Raw genomic sequence first — 19797 nt, forward strand, 5'->3', positions numbered from 1 at the left:
TACTGCTGTTGAGGGAGCATCGCCCCTTGGTTCACAAAAAAAATGGAGAGTTAACTGCCGGTTAGCTCCTTCTGGTCTTGTCCTGGTAAGCTAATGGTAACTACTCTTCTCTTTTCTTCTTCGGCTTTAGGCATAGTGAGACATAAAACACCATTTCTAAAATCTGCTTGTACTTGATCGTTCTGAATGCGAGATGGTAGGGGTATTATCCTTTGAAATCTGCCATAGCGAAATTCTGAACGACGCATCCCTGTTTTTTCTTCTTTGATTTCAGATTTACGCTCACCCGTGACGGAAACTGTATCTGCGGCGACTTTAACATCTAAGTCCTGGGGTGAAATCCCGGGAATTTCCATCCGCAGGGTGACTTGCTCCGGGGTTTCGTCAATTTCTGCTGGGGGTACAAATGTTAAGCGATCGCTCAGGATATCCCCAGTTTCACTCGGTCCGGCAATTTGATCAAGGAGACGATTCATCTGGCGTTGCATGGTTTCTATTTCTCTAAAAGGTTCCCAGCGACTTAATACCATAATTTTTAGCTCCAATTAATTACATGAGTGAGTGAGTCACAGCAAAGATTGGGGATGTGAGCACAGGGTAAAAACCGGTTTTCTAAAGACCAGAGGGAAAAGTTTCGGGTGCGTCTCCCATTTCCCAGGTAGGAACGCGGTCTAGAGGTTGAACCCCCTTGGTATCATCAAGCTGTAAATCCCTGTTCTTGAATGAGTCGCTTGGTAATTTCTGCCCGTTGCTGGTAAAATTCATGGGTACAGTAGGAGGCTTCGCCAATTAAGTTCAGCAATGGGTCGTAGTCTTGCGCAGCGTCGGTTAAGGGGTGGGCGTACCCACGCACCCCATCGACTATGTTGGTGATAGTTGCATCAAGCATAGGAATTAATCTTTGAAAATTCTGGCTCACAACCCCAGGGATAGGGTTTTACACCTGGTAGATTTAGGCTGTAACTAAGTTAAGCTTAAAAGTCTTGACTGCTGATTCCATCTGGCTCAGGGTGGATGATACTAGATATATAGTTCTCTGTGTGGGAGGAGTTATTTAGTTGCTCTGGTGAATAAATGTAAAACCATAAATCAAAGCTTTGAGGAGGCTAAACAAGAAAATAGGTTCAGGGTTTTTGAAGGGTTTCCTATCAAAAGTGTACATTTTGGGTTAAATAAATCAGAAAATTTGGGGATGACAGATAGCTGAAACTGTTCGGTGTGTTCCCCGTTCCCTATTCCCTGTTCCCAACCCTAGTTAGGAATCAGTTGTAAAATCACATCCATGTCTGATCAAGTTTGGTTATCACATCTGCAAAAACACCGGGCGATCGCCGTTATCCGCGCCTCAGATATGCAATTAGCTGCCAAAATGGCTATGGCGGTCGCCTCTGGGGGAATGCAGTTAATTGAAATTACCTGGAATAGCCATCGCCCCGGGGAATTAATTAGTCAATTACGGGCAGAATTACCAAACTGTGTAATTGGTACTGGTACCCTGTTCAATGTCCAGCAACTGCAAGAGGCGATCGCCTGTGGGGCGCAATTTCTCTTTACTCCCCATGTTGATGTGGCGATGATTCAAGCCGCACTAGCCAAAAATGTCCCCATTATTCCTGGTGCTTTGACCCCCACAGAAATAGTCACCGCTTGGAGTCACGGAGCTAGCTGTGTCAAGGTGTTTCCCGTGCAAGCTGTGGGCGGGGTCAACTACATTAAAAGTTTACAAGGTCCACTCGGTCATATTCCCTTAATTCCCACTGGGGGAGTCACCCCCGACAATGCAGAGGATTTTATCCAAGCCGGGGCGATCGCTGTGGGCTTGAGCGGTCAATTATTCCCATCATCACTGGTAAAATCTGGCAATTGGCAGGCGATCGCCTGCCACGCCCATCAACTCATGGAGCGATTGAATAATCGTACCCTATAATACCTTAATGTTAGCATTCTAGCACAGAAAAAATCACAAGTCAAATGCCAACTATATAATAGTTGTTCTAGTTGTTCAATTACCCGTCCGTTGCTGTATTATTGGTGTGCAATGTCTGAGTTAATTTTGTTTTGGCATCGTCGTGATTTACGTATTTCCGATAATACAGGACTAGCTGCGGCTAGGGAGCGGAGCGCCAAAATAGTAGGGGTATTTTGCCTTGACCCCCAGATTCTGGAACGAGACGATATTGCCCCCGCCAGAGTAACATACATGATTGGCTGTTTACAAGCACTGCAACAAAGATATACTCAAGTAGGTAGCCAATTATTAATAATTCATAACAACCCCATCCGGGCCATACCAGCCTTAGCAGTGGCCTTAAAAGCCAAAGCCGTATTTTGGAACTCAGACGTAGAGCCTTATTCCCAAACCAGGGATCGGGAGGTGATGTCTGCGCTCAAACAACAAGGTATTGAATGTCAGCAAACTTGGGACCAATTGCTGCACCCACCGGAAGAGATTCGTACAGGTGCGAAAACTCCTTACACTGTTTATACTCCTTTTTGGAGAAATTGGAGCAGCAGACCCAAGGCGCAGCCAGTAGCAACCCTAGAAAATGCCCTAGGATTAACAGAGACTGAGGCAGAAACTGCCAAACAAGTAGGGGTAATTGAATTGCCCTCAGCCCAAGACCTAGGATATATTTGGGAGCAAGAATTAATTATTCAACCAGGAGAAGCCCCCGCACAGGCACAGTTAGAGCAATTTACTAATTATCATATCACAAAATACCAAGAACAGCGTAACTTGCCTGGAATTGATGGCACATCTAGACTGAGTGCGGCTTTGAAACTTGGAGCTATTGGCATTCGTACAGTGTGGCAAGCCACCTTAGAGGCTGCAGAACATAGCCACAGCGAAGAAGCAGAAAATAGTATCCGCACATGGCAACAGGAATTAGCCTGGCGGGAGTTTTATCAACACGCCATGTATAACTTCCCCGAATTAGCTTCAGGTGCTTACCGCGACACCTTCAAAAACTTTCCCTGGCGGAATAACCAAGAACATTTTCAGGCTTGGTGTGAAGGTAAAACCGGCTATCCTATTGTAGATGCAGCCATGCGGCAATTAAATCAAACTGGCTGGATGCATAACCGGTGTCGGATGATTGTCGCCAGTTTTTTAACCAAAGATTTAATTATCAATCCCCAATGGGGAGAAAAATACTTTATGCAGAAACTCATCGACGGTGATTTATCTGCAAATAATGGCGGATGGCAATGGAGCGCCTCTAGTGGTATGGATCCCAAGCCCTTAAGAATTTTTAACCCAGCCAGTCAAGCCCAAAAATTTGATGGAGACGGAGAATATATTCGCCAATGGGTATCAGAACTCCGGTCGGTAGACTCAGAATATTTAGTCACAGGCAAAATTCCACCTTTAGAATTACAAGCCTGTGGTTATCCCGCCCCAATTGTAGATCATAAAGTACAACAAGCTGTATTTAAGCAGATGTATCAACAGCAAAAGGCTTGATTGACAATCCCCACGCCTAACATCGGGGGTTGTGGTAAGAGCTTATACATCAACCCCCAAAAATCATTAATTCTATGAAGAAATGATGAAATTTTGAGCATATAGAGATTTAGGCTACCAATACGCTACACTAAGAAAGTACAACAATTGTACAAATAAATACAAAATAATATGAATGATCAAGTCTACGAGGTATTTGAAGCTATCGAATTTAAAGCCAAACTACTGGCTCAATGCTGGAATAATTTTCACATAGAAATCTGCCAGCACTTACCAGAGACATATCTACCGGAAATAGAAAAACTGTCACATAACCTGGAAACAGCCTTAAATCAACTGGTGAATGAACTGCGTTATCCCACTCTTACCCTAGCTACCACAGGAACCACCAGCAGCGGTAAAAGCACCTTAGTTAATTTACTCTGCGGAGCGGAAATTGTACCAGTAGCGGTGAGTGAAATGAGTGCTGGTACTGTGACTATTGAATACAATCCACAAAAGTCTTTAGTCATCTATGAAACCCCAGGCGCATTGTGGGAGTGTGGAGAATGGAAGGGTATTACTGAAGAGAAAATTTATCAGCGTCTCTACCAGGCGATGATCACTTATATCGAAAACCGAGAAACACAACCCAACTTAGCTTGTCCACAATCTAAAATTTTTTACCCCATTAGACTTTTAAACGACTCCCAATGGGAACTACCACAAGGTACCACTGTCAGAATTCTGGATTTACCCGGTTTAGCTTACGTGGGTGATGAGGGTAACGCTAATGTGATTAAACAGTGTCGCGAGGCTCTGTGTATAGTCACCTATAACAGCGCAGAGACAGATTCCCAAAAAGTACATAGTTTACTACAAGAAGTAGTACAGCAGGTCAAAGATTTAGGCGGTTCTCCCGCGAGAATGCTATTTACTTTGAATCGAATCGATGTTTTCCGCACCGATAAAAACTGGCCAGAAACAGAAAATCGCTTTTGTGAAAGCACCATAGCTAATATTAAAAGGGAGTTAACCCAGCAGCTAAGGGAATACTCAGAGGAAATCGAAAATTTAGAAGTAGTCAAATTAAGTACATGGCCCGCCTTGTTATCCCTGCAAATGCAAAGTTTTGATACTATTTACAGCGGTGAAGCGTGTAAAAAGGCGGATAACTATTTTAGTGTATTAATTGAAGATATATTAGAAGATTTGCCCCGGAACACTCAAAAATGGTCTGTTCACGACAAAAACAGAGTGGCGCAAGCATTATGGCAAAAATCCTATGGACAGGAATTTCACGATAACTTAAGAAAACATATTAATCAACATTTCCCTCAGTTAGTCATCCCTCAAATCATAGAACGGTTTAATATAGCTGCTGGAAATGCTGTGAGAGAGTGGTCTTTACAAACAACAACCGCTATTGTTAATAGTTCTGAGGAACAATATCAACAAGAGTGCGAAAAGATATCACAAACCAGGTCAGCGCTACAGTCATTACTTGAAGAAAGTGATGCACAGCTTAAAAAACCCTGCGAAGACCTAGAAATAAAAGTTAAACAGGTTTCAGCAGGGGAATCAACAGAAGACCTAGTTAATCACATCAAAAAGGTAATTGGGGAACTGCAAGCACAGGCACCTTATAATCAATTAGGAGAGAAATTATTCCCCATATACGGATGCTTCCCGGAATTGAACAAGGGAATTAACCAAGTATTAGAAGCAGTTGCAAAGTCTTTAGAAACCGGAAAGGTAGATTTAGACACTCCCAACTTGAAACGAGCCAATGTATTAAGCGTGAATTTACTCTCAAAAAATTTACAGCGTTTAATTAACTTGGGTTATACAGGTTCCCTAGCTAAAGAAGGCAAAAATATGGAAGCGAGGACAGAAGCACAGAAAAAAGGACTCCAACAGATCAATGAGGGACTAAATGAACTAGCTATACATTTAAACGTTATTTTGCAAGATGTATTAAAGCAAGTTTCCCAACAGGTGGTAGAGAGAATTTACAATTCAGTTTCTGAATTATTCCGTTGTCATTTGGCTTATATTGAAGAAAATGCCAATAATCAAGCCCCCCATATAGCCATCAAATTCCCAGAAGGACAACTGATTAAAGTTGACGCTAACCAATTGACATTTAATTTCTGCTTTCAAGCTGGTTTTCCTATTCATCAAGGAACTTGGGAAGAAGAAATCAAGGTAGAAAAAAAAGAAAGACTCTGGTATACTCTATGGATATGGGAAAAAACTTTTTATGAAACTGAATATCAAACCCGTTCTAGTGATAATGCGGCAATACCTAGTGTAGAAGATTTGCTGACCAGTTGGATTATTCAGTCGAAACAGCAAGAAGCAGAAATAGTCAATAAAATCGCCACTTGGTTAATCACACAAATTAATTGTTTAAAAAAAACCGTATCTCAAATTCAGAATGATATTATTGACCGTTATCAAGCCAGACTGGATAAAGCACACCAAGAAACTACTCTAGATTATGAAAAACAAAGAAATATCTGGGTACCTATGCAGGAAAAAGCTCAAAACCTCTCTGAAGATTTTGATAGCTTAGGACAAAGTTGGAATGTGAAAAGTTGATTTTGCATATAAATTCAAATACAATCATATGCACCCATCAAAATTAAAAGAACTATATCAACAATATCAACAAGTGTATGCTCAGGAGTATGATCATATCAAGGGTCAGAAAGTGGGAGTTTTATATGCGGTAATTTACCGTATCCTTGATTCAGATAAAACACAAGCTGATCAAATTTGTCAAGATTTGGGAATTGAAGGTAACTCTAAGTTGAAAGATGATTTATATATGTTAGGTAATTTGATAAAAAACAACTTATTAAATAGTAGCAAAAATACTTCGCAGAGTCCAAGCGGAGAGCAAATGATTAATGAAGACTTGTACTTCATTATTATTATTATTGCCTTGGGAATTTTATTAGTTTATTTATTTCTAAAAAATAGAGAAAACACACAGTTACCATTAAAATCTCCGATTGCTCCAACCCCTGCTACTCCCCCAAAAAAGAGTGAATCTGCATCTTTATGTCTGGTTGTACCAGCATCAGTAGCGAGAAAATTTACCAACAATAACCCTATTAATCAAGCTGACATCAAGGACTTGATAGGTAATGCTTCCTATTTTCTGTGTACTAATGATCAAAAAGCTGATAGCGTCCAGGAGAACCTAGATTTAACCGACGAGAAGATCACAGATATAAGTGAACAAAGAGAAGTTTACATCAGAATTAACATTGCTGATGGACAAGACATGATCGGGAAGCAAATCTCATACACTTTAAAAAGTAATCTACCTGCTCATGGTCAAGGGGTGATCCGCAAAATAGCTTGTATTAAATATTTATCTGTGTTGGGTTTAGAAGAATTTAACAGGATTTAAAGGATTTGCCAAAATGGATTGGAAAACAGCATCTTCCTACTATGAAACTCGTCTGAGCGATGCTTTAAATATTCAAAGACACGCTTTGAGTTTAGCTAATTTACCCCAAGCACAAGTTCCTACTAAATTAATAGAAACTCTGATCCAAGAAGCAGAACCCACCCGTCGTCAGTTGGAAAGACTGCAAAAACGGGAGTTCCGGATTGCGGTTGTGGGGTTAGAAAAAGCCGGAAAAAGTACCTTTGTCAATGCTTGGTTAGAATGTGACTTACTCCCAGCAAAGGGAGGAAGATGTACATTTACCACTACACAAATTTACTCCGTTGCAAATGAGTCTGAACAACGACTAGAGGTACAAGCTAAAACCGAAGCTGAATTTACCAACTTACTCACGGAACTAGAAAAAGCCAACGCAAAGGAAGACCTGAATACTATCCACGCTAATCAAGTAACTTTACAGCAAGTGAGGAGGGAAGGCGATCGCACTTTTCCATTTACCAGACTAGAAGATATTAAAGAACTGTTAAAAAAGTATGTAGCTGATGAAAGATACGCTCATGCTGTGTTAGAGGCTAGACTTTATACTAACAAACTTGCACAAGCTGAAGGAATTGTTTTTTATGATGTTCCCGGTTTAGATTCAGGTTTAGCAAAACACGTTGATGAAGCACAGGAAATGTTATCAGACTGTGACGCTGTGATTTTGGTACAGCGCTTTACTAGTCTGAGAGAGAAGGAATTAGAAATCATCAAATTTACAGAACTAGGGGATAAAAACGTCACCGTTGCTGATAAACTGTTTGTATTTCTCAGTCGCATTGATTCTATAGCTAGTCCTGAAGCACTAGAAACCCATATCCAAGAAGCATCTCAAGACTGGTCAAAACGGGCGAACTTACCTAGTCAACGTCTTGTTTCTGGTTCTGCTGGTGCATATTTGATTTTAAATAATATAGCAGGATCACAGACTAAATTAGAAATTGGTGACCCCAGTATGATTGCAGCTCATTTACAGCGATTAACTGGGATTACCGATGCAGAAAGTCTCAAAACCAATGCTACTGGTATCCCAGCTATTAAAGAGAAAATTTTTAATTATATTAATCATGAGCGTGTGAATATTTTAAAGAAACGGTGTGAAGCTTCTCTGAATAAAATCATTAGCACCTCTGAACAAATTTATCATCTAGTCGGTCAGAAGCACCCGGAAAATACTGAGGAGGCAAAATTATTTGCAGAAAATAATCGACGAGTTTTATTTGCAGAATGGTGGAATCAAAAATGGTTAAGCATTAAAGCTGATTTACAACAATATTATGAAGATTATGTATCTAGAAACACATTAGAGAATTTAACTACTGACTCCTTACCCAAAATAGAAAAATTCCGCCAAAGATATCTGCAAGTTGTCAACAGCGAAATGCAGAAACTGCGGGAGGAAACATTGCGAAAGAAAGATACTATTTTTTTGGCTAATTCCAATCCAGAATTTGACCGCATGAAAGCTAATTTTGCTTGGCGTGATGATTTATATATTGATATTACCAGGGTGTTATCAACAATTGCCCATGAACTTGCTCTAGAATTAAAGAATGAAGCATTAAAGTTAGTGGAATACATGACCACTTTATTATGGGGAAGTGATCAAGTTAAAGCTAGATTAATTGAAAATTCCGAAGCTTATTTTTTATCTAAGTTAGAAAATAGTTTAAGTGTGTTATTTTTACGCTTTGCGCGTCCAGTAGCAGAGGTGTTAATTCGCGGTCCAGTTAACAGTGATACCCGCAATAAAATTGTGAAAAGTTTGGGAGTAGATATTGAGATTGTTGATAACTATTATACTGGCTTGGAACCAGGTTATAGTGTTTTGAAAAGATATGTAAAGTATGGTGCTGATTTGCTGTTTAACCCGGAAACTCGCCAACAGGTGTTAGGGGTGACAGAGGTAACACTATCAAAATCTGGGATGACGGAACCTATTGTACCACAAGAAGCCGTAAGTTTTGAAGTGGAAAGTGATATTAATGCCTTTGAAGAATACTTATGTGCGGCAATTTTTGATGCAGCCAGTTTTGAGTCCTATTGTGTTCAAGAACTCAAGGGATTAGTTGATAGTTTCAGAGATAAACAAGGTACTTGGACAGGGGTGGCTATTAATGAATGGTTACAAGGAAACCCATTACTTTTAGCCGAAATTCCCCAGAGTTTGCAAGGAACAACATCTGATTTAGAAGTGAGTGAAAGATTAAGACAGTTATCTATTGCCTTAAAAAGGAGCAGTTGGGAAGAAGTGCTAAAAGCAAGTTAGCAGTTTTTTTGGTAAAATGTTATACTATTCATTGAATCATGACTGTAAACAATTATATCACAACTCCAGATGAATTCAAAGTTAAATATACAGGAAATGGCGATCGCGATCGCCGCGCAGAAAAACAACCCCACCATTTTAACCCCAGACTTTCTCAAATACAGTGGTATTGTACCCAGTGAGTGGGAATTAGCCAAAGCGCCAATATTGACCAACAGTGCAGCCCAGGTTACCTTTCAAAATGGGATTACAGTCATAGCAGACTTAAATCGGATTATTTTCGCACAACCTTTGTCCGTACAAGGACAACCGCAAGTAGTACAAATTCCAGCCATTGCTCATAAATATATTCAGACCCTACCACAAGTAAACTACAAAGGCATAAGTATCACCTTTCGGGGTCATGCGCCATTTGATAACCAAGAAAATGGAACGCGGGAATATATATACAGAACCCTGTTAAATTCCGGACCATGGCTAGAATACGGTACAACGCCAGTACAAGCGTCTCTGAAGTTTATGTACAATCAACCAGGGGTACAAATGAATCTAGACATTAACGAAGCACTCCTGCAATTAGCAGAGCAAACCTCACAAAAGGTTGTATTATTTACCGCTAATTGCTTACACCCCATCAACCCAGAAGACGAAAAACAGGGTTTAACAGCTTTAGCTAAAATCATCGATAACTGGGAAACAGACCTGAAGATGTATCAGGAAGTTGTGAATAACAAGTTCTTACAACCGCTGGATAATGTAATTCAGTTTCATCTCTAACTAAACTCGCCTAATTCCCCAAGGCTTTATAGCCTGGGGATGCAATGGTGAGCATTTAAACGCAACATCCTTGAAATATTTTTTAGTGACTACATTAATATTTGAGATTCCAGGAATATTTAGCATAGGTACTCAAAAAGTTTTATATTGCGAATAGCTACTTATTTACAAGAAAAATATTGTAGTCACTAATACAATTTGTCAGGTGCAGCATTCATGAAGTTTATGAGAAGATCAGCGTTAATTTTAGCGATCGCTCCCCTAATATTTGCTATTACCGCTTGTAACAACCCAGAAGGAACAACAAACACAGCCAACAATCCCGGAACACAAACAACTCGTAATCGTTGGGATAGCATCAAAAGTCGTGGTCAGCTAATTTGTGGTGTCAGTGGACAAATCCCAGGGTTTAGCTTTGTGGAAACTGACGGTAAGTATAGTGGTATCGACGTGGATATCTGCCGAGCGATCGCATCTGCTTTATTTGACAACCCAGATGCAGTAGAATTTCGCAATCTGAGCGCCCAAGAGCGATTTACCGCAGTCCAGACAGGGGAAGTAGACGTTCTCAGCCGTAACACCACCTGGACTCTCAGCCGCGCTACTTCCATCGGTCTAGAATTTGCCCCCGTTGTCTTTTACGATGGTCAAGCCATCATGGTGCGCAAAAATAGTGGAATTAATTCCTTGACAGATATGAAAGACAAAACCATCTGTGTTCAAAATGGAACCACTACGGAGCAAAATTTAGCAGACCAAATGCGGAAACGAAACATCACCTACAAGCCCATCGTCTTTGAAGATATTAATGTGACTTTTGCCACTTATGCTGAAAAGCGTTGTGATGGGATTACAGCTGATCGTTCTGCCTTAGTCTCTCGGCGAACCACTCTACCCAATCCAGAAGATAACGTCCTTCTGGATGAAATAATTTCCTCAGAACCCCTAGCACCAGCGGTTGCTAAAGGTGACTCTGTATTAGCTAGTGCAGTGACCTGGGTAGTTTATTCCCTGATTAAAGCCGAAGAGTTGGGGATTAATTCCCAAAATGTGGAACAATTGGCTACTAGTAACGACCCAGATATTAAACGCTTTTTAGGCACAGAAGGCAACCTGGGAGAAGGACTAGGTTTAACAAACGACTTCGCCGCCAGGATAGTCAAACAGGTCGGGAACTATGCCGAAATTTACGATCGCAATCTGGGCCCAAATACTAACCTGAATCTCCCTCGCAGTCAAAATCAACTATGGACAAAGGGCGGATTACTCTATTCGCCGCCGTTTCGGTAAAGGGGAAAATCACTCATGGCTAATCCCAAACCACCTATATGGCGAGATTATCGGTTTTGGAATATTGTAGCACAACTGATGGCTGTATTGTTAGCAGCAGTTATGGTGATGATTCTGTGGGGTAATCTCCACCGCAATTTGCAGCAATTAGGCATTCAGTTAGGATTTGATTTTCTCCAGCAGCAAGCCTCTTTTGGGATTGGTGAAAGCCTACTGAATTACCAACCAACTGATACCTACACTTACGCTTTGTGGGTAGGATTAGTGAACTCATTGCGGGTGGCGATTTTAGGTATTTTCTTCACGACCATTGTAGGGATTAGTGCCGGGATAGCGAGTTTTTCTGATAACTGGCTATTGCGAAAGATTACGAGTATTTACGTAGAGATTTTTCGCAATACACCTTTACTGCTGCAATTATTATTTTGGTACTTTGCTGTATTTTTAGGTTTTCCCACAAGAGAGGAGAAAATTTCCCTCTGGGGATTTTTGGGACTCAGCCAAGATGGACTAGAACTGCCTTGGTTTACTTTATCTCCAGAGTTTTCAGCTTTATTGCTGGGTTTGGTGTTTTTCACTGGTGCGTTTATTGCCGAAATCGTTCGCGGGGGTATTCAATCAGTACCAAAAGGGCAATGGGAAGCAGCGCGATCGCTAGGACTTCCACCATTATTAATTATGCGTCTGGTCATATTTCCCCAAGCCTTGCGGGTAATTCTTCCGCCACTGACCAGTCAGTATTTAAACTTAACTAAAAATTCCAGTTTAGCGATCGCCATCGGCTACCCGGATCTTTATTTTGTGGCCTCTACCACCTTTAACCAAACCGGGAGAGCCGTAGAAGTAATGTTGCTACTGATATTGACATATCTCACCCTAAGTTTAACTATTTCCCTAACAATGAACTTATTCAACCGCCAAGTGCAGATCAAATAAGTAGGGTGCAGGGAGTAGGAAGCAATGACTAATGACCAATGACCACTATAGCAGTAACCACAAGTGTTAGGACATTTCCCCATTCCCTGTTCCCTGTTCCCTTAAAACCACAATTATGATGTTCTAACGTGTATGCGTAGTGCTATAACTAATGACTAAATTGACTTGGTTACGTAAAAACCTCTTTAGTAGCTGGTATAACAGCTTATTAACTGTTATCTGCTTATTACTGTTGTTTTGGACGGTATGGGGATTACTGAATTGGGCAATTACTCAAGCACAATGGGCAGTGATTTGGGTGAATTTACGTTTATTTTTAGTCGGTAGATTTCCTCAAGCCTTATACTGGCGAGTTTGGATTGTCCTGGCGATCGCTTCCACCTTCAGTGCGATCACTGTGGGTGTATTCTTTAGTAAACAACAGTTGACAAAGCGCCAAGCTGCATATGCCTTGATTGCGGGATTCTTGTGCCTGATTTTCCCCTGGGATTTGACATCCCGCCTGTGGTTGCTGTTGATTGCAGTTTTGCTCGTTACAGGTTTTTGGTTAGGAGGTAAATTTCATCAACTAATAGCACCTTGGCTTTCTCTAATATGGTTGTTGTCCTTCCCCGTAATTCTGTGGCTAATTGGCGGTGGATTTGGCTTACAACCGGTATCTACCAACCTTTGGAACGGTTTATTACTAACATTACTCATGGCAGTGGTTAGTATAATACTTTCCTTTCCCATTGGTGTTTTACTAGCATTAGGACGCACCAGTTATTTGCCTGTAGTGCGTTGGTTTTGCATCTGCTACATTGAAATTGTGAGAGGACTACCGCTAATTGGAATTTTGTTCTTAGCCCAAGTCATGTTGCCATTATTTCTGCCCACAGATTTGCGTTTAGATCGGTTATTGCGAGGAGTTGCGGGACTAGTATTATTTAGTGCTGCTTACATGGCAGAAAACGTGCGTGGCGGACTGCAAGCGATCCCAATTGGACAAATCGAAGCAGCAAAAGCATTAGGACTGAATACACCTTTAGTAGTAATTTTAATTATTCTCCCCCAAGCTTTACGGGCGGTGATTCCAGCAATAGTTGGTCAGTTTATTGGCTTATTTAAAGACACTTCCCTATTATCTCTGGTGGGATTGGTAGAACTCACGGGTATTTCCCGTTCTATTTTGGCGCAGCCCCAATTTCTGGGACGCTATGCAGAAGTTTATTTATTTATTGGATTAATTTACTGGATATTTTGTTACTTGATGTCCTTAGCCTCTAGACGATTAGAAAGACAATTAAATAATTAGTCAATAAAGCAATATTACTAATGATTCCCAATTTAGAGCCTATGTCAGAGTTACAACCAATAATTGTTGCTGAAGATGTTCACAAATGGTACGGTAAATTTCATGCTCTCCAGGGCGTGAGTTTAGATGTCAATCGTGGAGAAGTGGTAGTTTTGATGGGGCCTTCTGGTTCTGGTAAGTCAACCTTTATCCGCACATTTAACGCTTTAGAAACATACCAACAGGGAAAAATTATCATTGACGGTATTACCCTTAGCCATGACTTGCAAAATATTGAAATGATTCGCCGAGAAGTCGGGATGGTCTTTCAGCAGTTTAATTTATTTCCCCATTTAACAGTACTGCAAAATATTTCTTTAGCTCCCATTTGGGTGCGGCGGTTGACAAGGCCAAAAGCTGAAGAATTAGCCATGCAACTCCTAGAAAGAGTTGGTATTTTAGCACAAGCGCAGAAATATCCCGGACAATTATCTGGTGGACAGCAACAACGGGTAGCGATCGCCCGTGCTTTAGCGATGAAACCTAAAATTATGCTGTTTGATGAACCCACTTCTGCATTAGATCCAGAGATGGTCAGAGAAGTATTAGATGTAATGCGGAGCCTGGCTAGGGATGGGATGACGATGGTAGTAGTTACCCACGAAGTCGGATTTGCTCGTGAAGTTGCTGACCGAGTAATTCTCATGGATAGTGGTTCCCTGATTGAGTCAGCTACACCTGATGATTTTTTCACCAACCCCAAGGAAGCCCGGACGCGAAAGTTTTTAGCGCAAATTCTCTAGAATCTCTAGGGTTAGGGGGGGGTTGGGTAACTCCTGGTCTGGGATTTCCGGGTCATGGAGAATAATCCGCGCGTCCAGGGCGATTAACTTCTCAGAAGAAGCTAATAAAGGGTTAATGTCAATTTCTTTGATTCTGGGTTGTTCCACAACCAGACGACTAAATACTACCATGAGTTTTTCTAGAGCCGCTATGTCAATACTTTTGCGCCCCCGCACCCCTGTAAGTGCTTGATAGATTTGTGTTTGTTCTATCATCCGCCGCGCCAAGGTAGTATTTAAAGGAGGAAGGGCGATCGCGTAATCTTTAAACACCTCAGCTAACTGACCCCCAGTACCAAACAGTAAAACCGGTCCAAACTGAGCATCTACAGTGCTACCAACAATTAACTCATAACCGGTGGTTTTTACCATCGGTTGCACAGTCACCCCTAAAAAGTCTTTCTCTTCTACTTGCTGACGAATTAAATTATAAGCCTGAGTTACAGCTGTGGAGTCCATTAGGTTTAACTGCACACCTCCCACATCAGTTTTATGGGTAATAGTGTGGGAAAATAACTTTAACACCACGGGATAACCAATAGTTTCGGCGCATTTAACCGCTGCTGCTGGACTATAAGCCACCTCTGTGGGCACTATATTAATACCATAGGCTGCTAAAATCTGCTTTGACTCTAACTCTGTTAAAATCTGGCGTTGGGCTGTTGTAGCCGCTGCAATAGTTGCTTCTACAGTTTTATGGTCTGGCGTTCCAGTGGAAGAATCCGATATTAGGGGGGTTTCATAGATACCACGTAAATTGTAACTCGATTGCCACATATAACAAAACATCCGAGCGGCAGTATCAGGATAGGGGTAAGTGGGAATATGGTGTTTATTTAAAATCATTTGTCCCTCTGCTACCTCTTCTCCTCCCATCCAACTGGCCAGGATGGGAATTGGTTTAGTTTTTACGGTTCGACTCCGCTCACCGACCACAGATGCTTGCTGGATATCCTGGACACAATCCGCCAACATCTGGGCTGTTTGAGTCGGGTCTGTCATTGCTTGGGGGGTGAGGATGACTAATAACCCGTCGCTCTGTGGGGTATTTAAAGCCACTTGTAAGGCTTGGGAGTACCGCTGTGGGTCTGCATCCCCCAGGATATCGATGGGATTACTCACAGAACTATGGGGCGGTAGTATTTTTTGTAACTCTGCTTGAGTTTCCCTGGGTATGGGGGCAATTTCTCCCCCCGCTGCAATTAAAGCATCTGTGGCTAATACCCCCGGACCCCCTGCATTAGTTAAAATTGTCAGCCGTGGTCCAGAAGGGCGGGGTTGTTTTGCTAAGAGTTCCGCCATATTAAATAGGTCAGAAATACTATTGACACGCAAGACCCCACAACGGCGAAAAGCTGCATCTAGCACTTCATCACTCCCCGCTAGAGCACCGGTGTGGGAAGCAGCGGCTTGGGCTGCGGCCGCTGTTCGTCCGGCTTTGATGACAATAATGGGCTTAGTCAGAGCCACTTTCCGAGCCGCACAGAGGAAGGAAGCAGCATCCCCAATGGACTCCATATAAATAATAATACTTTTAGTCTCCGGGTCATCTCCGAGATAATCTATTAAATCTCCCCAACCTATATCAACCATAGAACCTAGGGAGACGAAGGCGCTAAAGCCGACATTTTCCCGGAAACTCCAATCTAAAATGGCAGTACACAGAGCGCCGCTTTGACTAATAAAGCCCACATTTCCCCCACGGGCGATTTTACTAGCAAAGGTAGCATTTAAACCAGTCAGGGGAGCCATGACACCTAGACAGTTAGGGCCAATAATGGGGATTTTACCTTGTGCTTCGGCCTGAATCTGCTGTTCTAAAATGACTCCCTGGGTGCCAATTTCCTTAAAACCGGCGCTGAGGATAATTGCACCTTTAACCCCCGCTGCTAGACATTGCTTGATGATAGCGGGAACTGTGGGGGACGGGGTAGCAATTACTGCTAGGTCTATGGGTTCGGGTACATCAAGGACAGTAGGGTAAGCTTTAATCCCCAAAATACTATGATGTTTGGGGTTAACTGGGAAAACCGTACCCCCAAAGGGGTTACTAATCAAGTTCCACAGTAGGGTACGTCCTACACTCTGTTTTTTCTCACTCGCGCCAATTACTGCTACTGTCTTGGGTTTAAAAATAGCATCTAGGGGGTTTTGCTTTTGAGTTCCCAGGATGTCGTGAGCGTCAATTCTCGGTAGTGAATTTTGCATAGGTAAATTTGAGAAGGGTAGAAATTTTTTCTAATGCGATCGCACATCCAGCTTGAGCGACAGCTGAGAATTTATGGCCGAAATCAACATTAACTGCAGGAATTTTTACCCACCAAGACCGGGGGGAACAACCATAAACCGCCTGGGTAAAAGTCAGAAGAGCGGGAGGGTTACCGGTGTGTGTGGTGATGATGTGGTCGGAGTTGGGTGTAATTAATTCTAGTTCCACTTGAGTGCTGTGGGTGGTCAAACAAGCATCAATAAAAATTGCTAAATCGACATTAGCTAAAATATCGGCTAGTTCTGGGGTGAGTTGGTGAACCGCTAGAGTTTTTACTTGCTCTAACTCCATTGATTGTAAAGCCTGGGCTACCCATATCCCTACACCGTCATCACTGCGTAACTGGTTACCGTAACCAATAATAAGAATCTTTCTTGCTGTCATATAACTAAGAGTTTGTTTGATAGGTTTTTAACGGGTAATTTTTATCTTGGGGAGCAGGGAACAGACAAAAAAACAATATCTGTTGTTAAACGCAAAGGGGCGCAAAGGTACGCAAAGGTACGCAAAGGTTTATTTTTTATGGCTTTGTAACGCTTTCTTTGGTGGCGATCTGCTTACAGTAGCGCTTCGCTATCGCATTTAACATCGCCTCTTGTATCCCCCCACAGATACCTGATTTCTGGAGAAATTATACATAGCTATACTTAATTATGTCAGAAGTCGGGGATCTTGCAGCTACTGCCCGATGGCCATGAAAGAACAGCTTATTAAAATTCCTGAGTGGTAGGATAAAGTCCGGGCGGCGATCGCGTTATTCTCTTGTAAGGATATGTAAGCTGTATTACCATCTCTGGTGATGGCGATCGCCTCTGGTTCTATGTCCTGAGCTAGGGTGGTAGTAATACCGGGGCGACCAGCCGTAATACCACGGTTAATTAATTCTTCCTTGCGACCTTCCCATGGGCTGAAATAAAAAGCCCCGGAAGACTCGCGCCGTGCCTTGGCTTCCAAGTCTATTTGAGTTAGTAGAAAATAGACGGAATTTATGTTTACGACTAATTTAACGCGTTTAAAAGCTGAGTTACAGCCAACCGACCACGGTTCGACTCCGCTCACCGACCACGGTCAACAGCCAAAAGTACATTTGTTTGACTACTGGGTACGCCAAACCTGGTTGACAATTGTCCCATCTGGTGCTATTATTTGCAGATGTAAGGGCATTTGCCCCACTGCATGGGTTGAGCAACTTAAACAAGGGTCAAAGGCTCTAATTCCCGCCTCTACGCGGTTTAACATACCGGGGGAGATTTCCTCGCCGTTGACAAAGTGGCGCGCAATTTGGGCGACTGTCCGATTCATGGCTAAGTTATTTTGACCTGTAGCAATTAATAGGTTCACTCTTTGGAGTAAACCGTTTTCGTCAACTTGATATTCATGAAATAGGGTTCCCCTGGGAGCTTCACTGACTCCTACAGCTGTTAATTGATTCACATCCCCATGGGCGCGCAGTCGGGTTGAAAGTAGGTGGGGGTCATCTAGTAGTTTTTCTATGTGTTCAATTGCTGCTAGGATTTCAATTAAGCGGGCGTAGTGATAGAAAAATGATGAGTTGGGGGTATTTTTAGTTCTGTCTCTAAACTCCCTTAATTCTGCGTCGGCTAAGGGTGTACCAATGTGACTACAGATATTTAACCGGGCTAGGGGTCCGACTCTGTAGATACCACTATTTAAATGACAGTGGTCTGTTTGGTCGGGGTAACCTAGGGGGCGATAGTAGGGAGATTTTAAATAGGAGTCGGGTTGTACTGCTTCCCCAATAAATTGTTGATAGTTGCTGGGGTCTAGTTGGTCGGCGATGATATTCCCCCCACTATCTACAAACCGGATATGTCCGTCGTAGTGTTCCCACAGACCTGCGGAGGTAACTAAACCCATAAATAAGGTGGGGAAGTTGCCAAAGGTTTGGATCTCTTGTTGGTAGTCTGTTAATATTGCTTTGAACCTACGGAGAGCCTCTAAAATTGTAGTGCGTGCTTCGGGGATGCGGTTGTGAATGTGGGTGCGTCCTTCTGGTCGGAGAGCATCGCGCACTCCACCGGGAACGGCCCATGATGGGTGTATTTTCTGTCCTCCTAACTGAGCTATGATTTCTTGTCCAAATTGACGGAGGCGAATTCCCCCCCTGGCTAATTCTGGTTCTGCTGCAATTAAACCAAATATATTCCGGTCTGGGCGATCGCCATCCATTCCCAACAACAAATCTGGGGCGCTCAGGTGAAAGAAACTTAGAGCGTGGGACTGGATAATCTGAGCTAGGTTGATTAACCGCCGCAGCTTTTCGGCTGCGGGGGGGATTTTGACTGTTAAGATGTTATCGCCGGCTTTAGCGGAGGCTAATAGGTGACTAACTGGGCAAATTCCACACACACGGGCTGTAATTCCCGGCATTTCCCAAAAGGGGCGGCCTTCGCAAAATTTCTCAAATCCGCGAAATTCTGTGACATGAAAGCGAGCGTCGCTGACTTGTCCAGTATCATCTAAGTATATACTAATTTTGGCGTGTCCCTCTATGCGGGTTACGGGGTCGATGATAATTTTCTTAGACATGATTTAGACCAGATTTGTTGACGGTTGACGGTTCGACTTCGCTCACCGACCACGGTTGACTGTTGACTGTTGGCTGTGTTTTGCAGTTAACCAAACTTAATCATGTCTCGCCCTGATAGTTGTGGTATTTCACCTTTGAGCAGGGGGTCTAATACGGATTTGATGCGATTAGCGTCAGGGGGACATCCTGGTAAATAAATATCCACAGGGACGACTTGATGTACTGGTACTACCCGGTCTAGTAGGGTGGGGACTATATCAGCATCGGAGGGAATGGCGGGGTAAAGGGGGTTGGCTTCTATGTAACAACGCTGGAGGACTGTTTGCGCGTCTCCCATGGGGTTACGTAAGGCTGTAACGTTACCGGTGACAGCACAATCACCGAAGGATACGAGAATTTGGGAACGCTCTCTGACTTTGTAAATCATTTTGAGGTGTTCTTGGTTAGCGATCGCCCCTTCTACTAAGACAACATCCACACCTAGAGGGTATTCTTTGGTGTCAGCAAAGGGACTGTAAACTAATTCTGCTTGTTTGGCTAGGTCAATTAACCATTCATCTAAATCGAGGAAGGACATATGACAACCAGAGCAACCACCTAACCAAACTGTAGCTAGTTTTAAAAGAGTCATAACTTCTAAGGGGATGGGTGAATTTTTGAGGAGGGGAATTAACAGTCAACG

General features: G+C 42.5%; 17 protein-coding genes. 10 read left to right on the plus strand and 7 right to left on the minus strand.

Going from position 1 to position 19797, the window contains the following annotated elements:
* Positions 1-50 precede the first annotated feature (50 nt).
* Positions 51-530, minus strand: a complete 480-nt coding sequence (locus PN457_RS17855) for an Hsp20/alpha crystallin family protein (protein ID WP_271734931.1) — start codon at positions 528-530, stop codon at positions 51-53.
* 167 nt (positions 531-697) lie between these two features.
* Positions 698-889: a hypothetical protein gene (locus PN457_RS17860; RefSeq protein WP_271734932.1), complete on the minus strand. Its 192-nt coding sequence runs from the start codon at positions 887-889 to the stop codon at positions 698-700.
* 393 nt (positions 890-1282) lie between these two features.
* Between PN457_RS17860 and PN457_RS17865 the strand changes: the two genes are divergently transcribed.
* From PN457_RS17865 to PN457_RS17910, 10 genes are all read left to right on the plus strand, one after another.
* Positions 1283-1927, plus strand: a complete 645-nt coding sequence (locus tag PN457_RS17865) for a bifunctional 4-hydroxy-2-oxoglutarate aldolase/2-dehydro-3-deoxy-phosphogluconate aldolase (RefSeq protein WP_271734933.1) — start codon at positions 1283-1285, stop codon at positions 1925-1927.
* Positions 1928-2038: 111 nt separating this feature from the next.
* Complete coding sequence (locus tag PN457_RS17870) at positions 2039-3466, plus strand: FAD-binding domain-containing protein (protein ID WP_271734934.1); 1428 nt, start codon at positions 2039-2041, stop codon at positions 3464-3466.
* Positions 3467-3637: 171 nt separating this feature from the next.
* Positions 3638-6049: a dynamin family protein gene (locus PN457_RS17875; RefSeq protein ID WP_271734935.1), complete on the plus strand. Its 2412-nt coding sequence runs from the start codon at positions 3638-3640 to the stop codon at positions 6047-6049.
* Between the two features lie 28 nt (positions 6050-6077).
* A complete protein-coding gene (locus PN457_RS17880) occupies positions 6078-6869 on the plus strand; it encodes a hypothetical protein (protein WP_271734936.1) in 792 nt (263 codons plus the stop codon).
* A 13-nt stretch (positions 6870-6882) separates the two neighbouring features.
* Positions 6883-9177 carry a dynamin family protein gene (locus tag PN457_RS17885; RefSeq protein WP_271734937.1) on the plus strand — a complete coding sequence of 765 codons (2295 nt, stop codon included), beginning with the start codon at positions 6883-6885 and terminating at the stop codon, positions 9175-9177.
* Between the two features lie 69 nt (positions 9178-9246).
* Positions 9247-9954, plus strand: coding sequence for a hypothetical protein (locus PN457_RS17890; RefSeq protein WP_271734939.1), 708 nt, complete (start codon positions 9247-9249; stop codon positions 9952-9954).
* Positions 9955-10179: 225 nt separating this feature from the next.
* Complete coding sequence (locus PN457_RS17895; protein ID WP_271734940.1) at positions 10180-11244, plus strand: amino acid ABC transporter substrate-binding protein; 1065 nt, start codon at positions 10180-10182, stop codon at positions 11242-11244.
* A 15-nt stretch (positions 11245-11259) separates the two neighbouring features.
* Positions 11260-12180 carry an amino acid ABC transporter permease gene (locus PN457_RS17900; protein ID WP_271734941.1) on the plus strand — a complete coding sequence of 307 codons (921 nt, stop codon included), beginning with the start codon at positions 11260-11262 and terminating at the stop codon, positions 12178-12180.
* Between the two features lie 151 nt (positions 12181-12331).
* Positions 12332-13474: an amino acid ABC transporter permease gene (locus tag PN457_RS17905; RefSeq protein ID WP_271734942.1), complete on the plus strand. Its 1143-nt coding sequence runs from the start codon at positions 12332-12334 to the stop codon at positions 13472-13474.
* 41 nt (positions 13475-13515) lie between these two features.
* Entirely contained in the window at positions 13516-14256 is a 741-nt protein-coding gene (locus tag PN457_RS17910; protein ID WP_271734968.1) for an amino acid ABC transporter ATP-binding protein, read from the plus strand.
* Here the strand turns inward: PN457_RS17910 and PN457_RS17915 are convergent.
* The 5 genes from PN457_RS17915 to PN457_RS17935 all read right to left on the minus strand — a co-directional run bounded on the left by PN457_RS17915 (position 14239) and on the right by PN457_RS17935 (position 19746).
* On the minus strand, positions 14239-16503 hold the full coding sequence (locus tag PN457_RS17915) for an acetate--CoA ligase family protein (protein ID WP_334310776.1): 2265 nt from the start codon (positions 16501-16503) through the stop codon (positions 14239-14241). The two genes, PN457_RS17910 and PN457_RS17915, sit on opposite strands and share 18 nt — an antisense overlap.
* Complete coding sequence (locus tag PN457_RS17920) at positions 16478-16948, minus strand: hydrogenase maturation protease (RefSeq protein WP_271734943.1); 471 nt, start codon at positions 16946-16948, stop codon at positions 16478-16480. Before PN457_RS17920 ends, PN457_RS17915 begins: the two co-directional genes overlap by 26 nt.
* A 294-nt stretch (positions 16949-17242) precedes the next feature.
* The gene (locus PN457_RS17925) at positions 17243-17518 is read right to left on the minus strand and encodes a hypothetical protein (RefSeq protein WP_271734944.1); all 276 of its coding nucleotides are present in this window, start codon (positions 17516-17518) and stop codon (positions 17243-17245) included.
* Between the two features lie 141 nt (positions 17519-17659).
* Complete coding sequence (locus tag PN457_RS17930; RefSeq protein ID WP_271734946.1) at positions 17660-19114, minus strand: Ni/Fe hydrogenase subunit alpha; 1455 nt, start codon at positions 19112-19114, stop codon at positions 17660-17662.
* A gap of 86 nt (positions 19115-19200) precedes the next feature.
* Positions 19201-19746: an NADH-quinone oxidoreductase subunit B family protein gene (locus PN457_RS17935; protein ID WP_271734948.1), complete on the minus strand. Its 546-nt coding sequence runs from the start codon at positions 19744-19746 to the stop codon at positions 19201-19203.
* Between the last annotated feature and the right edge of the window lie 51 nt (positions 19747-19797).

The organism is Anabaenopsis arnoldii (assembly GCF_028331025.1).
In the GTDB taxonomy this organism is placed as follows: domain Bacteria; phylum Cyanobacteriota; class Cyanobacteriia; order Cyanobacteriales; family Nostocaceae; genus Anabaenopsis; species Anabaenopsis arnoldii.

Bases quoted from the DNA above. Each gene is read 5' to 3' on its own strand.
- PN457_RS17890 (WP_271734939.1), top strand. From the start codon at position 9,247: ATGAATTCAAAGTTAAATATACAGGAAATGGCGATCGCGATCGCCGCG.
- PN457_RS17935 (WP_271734948.1), bottom strand. From the start codon at position 19,746: ATGACTCTTTTAAAACTAGCTACAGTTTGGTTAGGTGGTTGCTCTGGT.
- PN457_RS17900 (WP_271734941.1), top strand. From the start codon at position 11,260: ATGGCTAATCCCAAACCACCTATATGGCGAGATTATCGGTTTTGGAAT.
- PN457_RS17910 (WP_271734968.1), top strand. From the start codon at position 13,516: ATGTCAGAGTTACAACCAATAATTGTTGCTGAAGATGTTCACAAATGG.
- PN457_RS17860 (WP_271734932.1), bottom strand. From the start codon at position 889: ATGCTTGATGCAACTATCACCAACATAGTCGATGGGGTGCGTGGGTAC.
- PN457_RS17930 (WP_271734946.1), bottom strand. From the start codon at position 19,114: ATGTCTAAGAAAATTATCATCGACCCCGTAACCCGCATAGAGGGACAC.
- PN457_RS17920 (WP_271734943.1), bottom strand. From the start codon at position 16,948: ATGACAGCAAGAAAGATTCTTATTATTGGTTACGGTAACCAGTTACGC.
- PN457_RS17880 (WP_271734936.1), top strand. From the start codon at position 6,078: ATGCACCCATCAAAATTAAAAGAACTATATCAACAATATCAACAAGTG.
- PN457_RS17895 (WP_271734940.1), top strand. From the start codon at position 10,180: ATGAGAAGATCAGCGTTAATTTTAGCGATCGCTCCCCTAATATTTGCT.
- PN457_RS17885 (WP_271734937.1), top strand. From the start codon at position 6,883: ATGGATTGGAAAACAGCATCTTCCTACTATGAAACTCGTCTGAGCGAT.
- PN457_RS17875 (WP_271734935.1), top strand. From the start codon at position 3,638: ATGAATGATCAAGTCTACGAGGTATTTGAAGCTATCGAATTTAAAGCC.
- PN457_RS17865 (WP_271734933.1), top strand. From the start codon at position 1,283: ATGTCTGATCAAGTTTGGTTATCACATCTGCAAAAACACCGGGCGATC.
- PN457_RS17915 (WP_334310776.1), bottom strand. From the start codon at position 16,503: ATGCAAAATTCACTACCGAGAATTGACGCTCACGACATCCTGGGAACT.
- PN457_RS17870 (WP_271734934.1), top strand. From the start codon at position 2,039: ATGTCTGAGTTAATTTTGTTTTGGCATCGTCGTGATTTACGTATTTCC.
- PN457_RS17905 (WP_271734942.1), top strand. From the start codon at position 12,332: ATGACTAAATTGACTTGGTTACGTAAAAACCTCTTTAGTAGCTGGTAT.
- PN457_RS17855 (WP_271734931.1), bottom strand. From the start codon at position 530: ATGGTATTAAGTCGCTGGGAACCTTTTAGAGAAATAGAAACCATGCAA.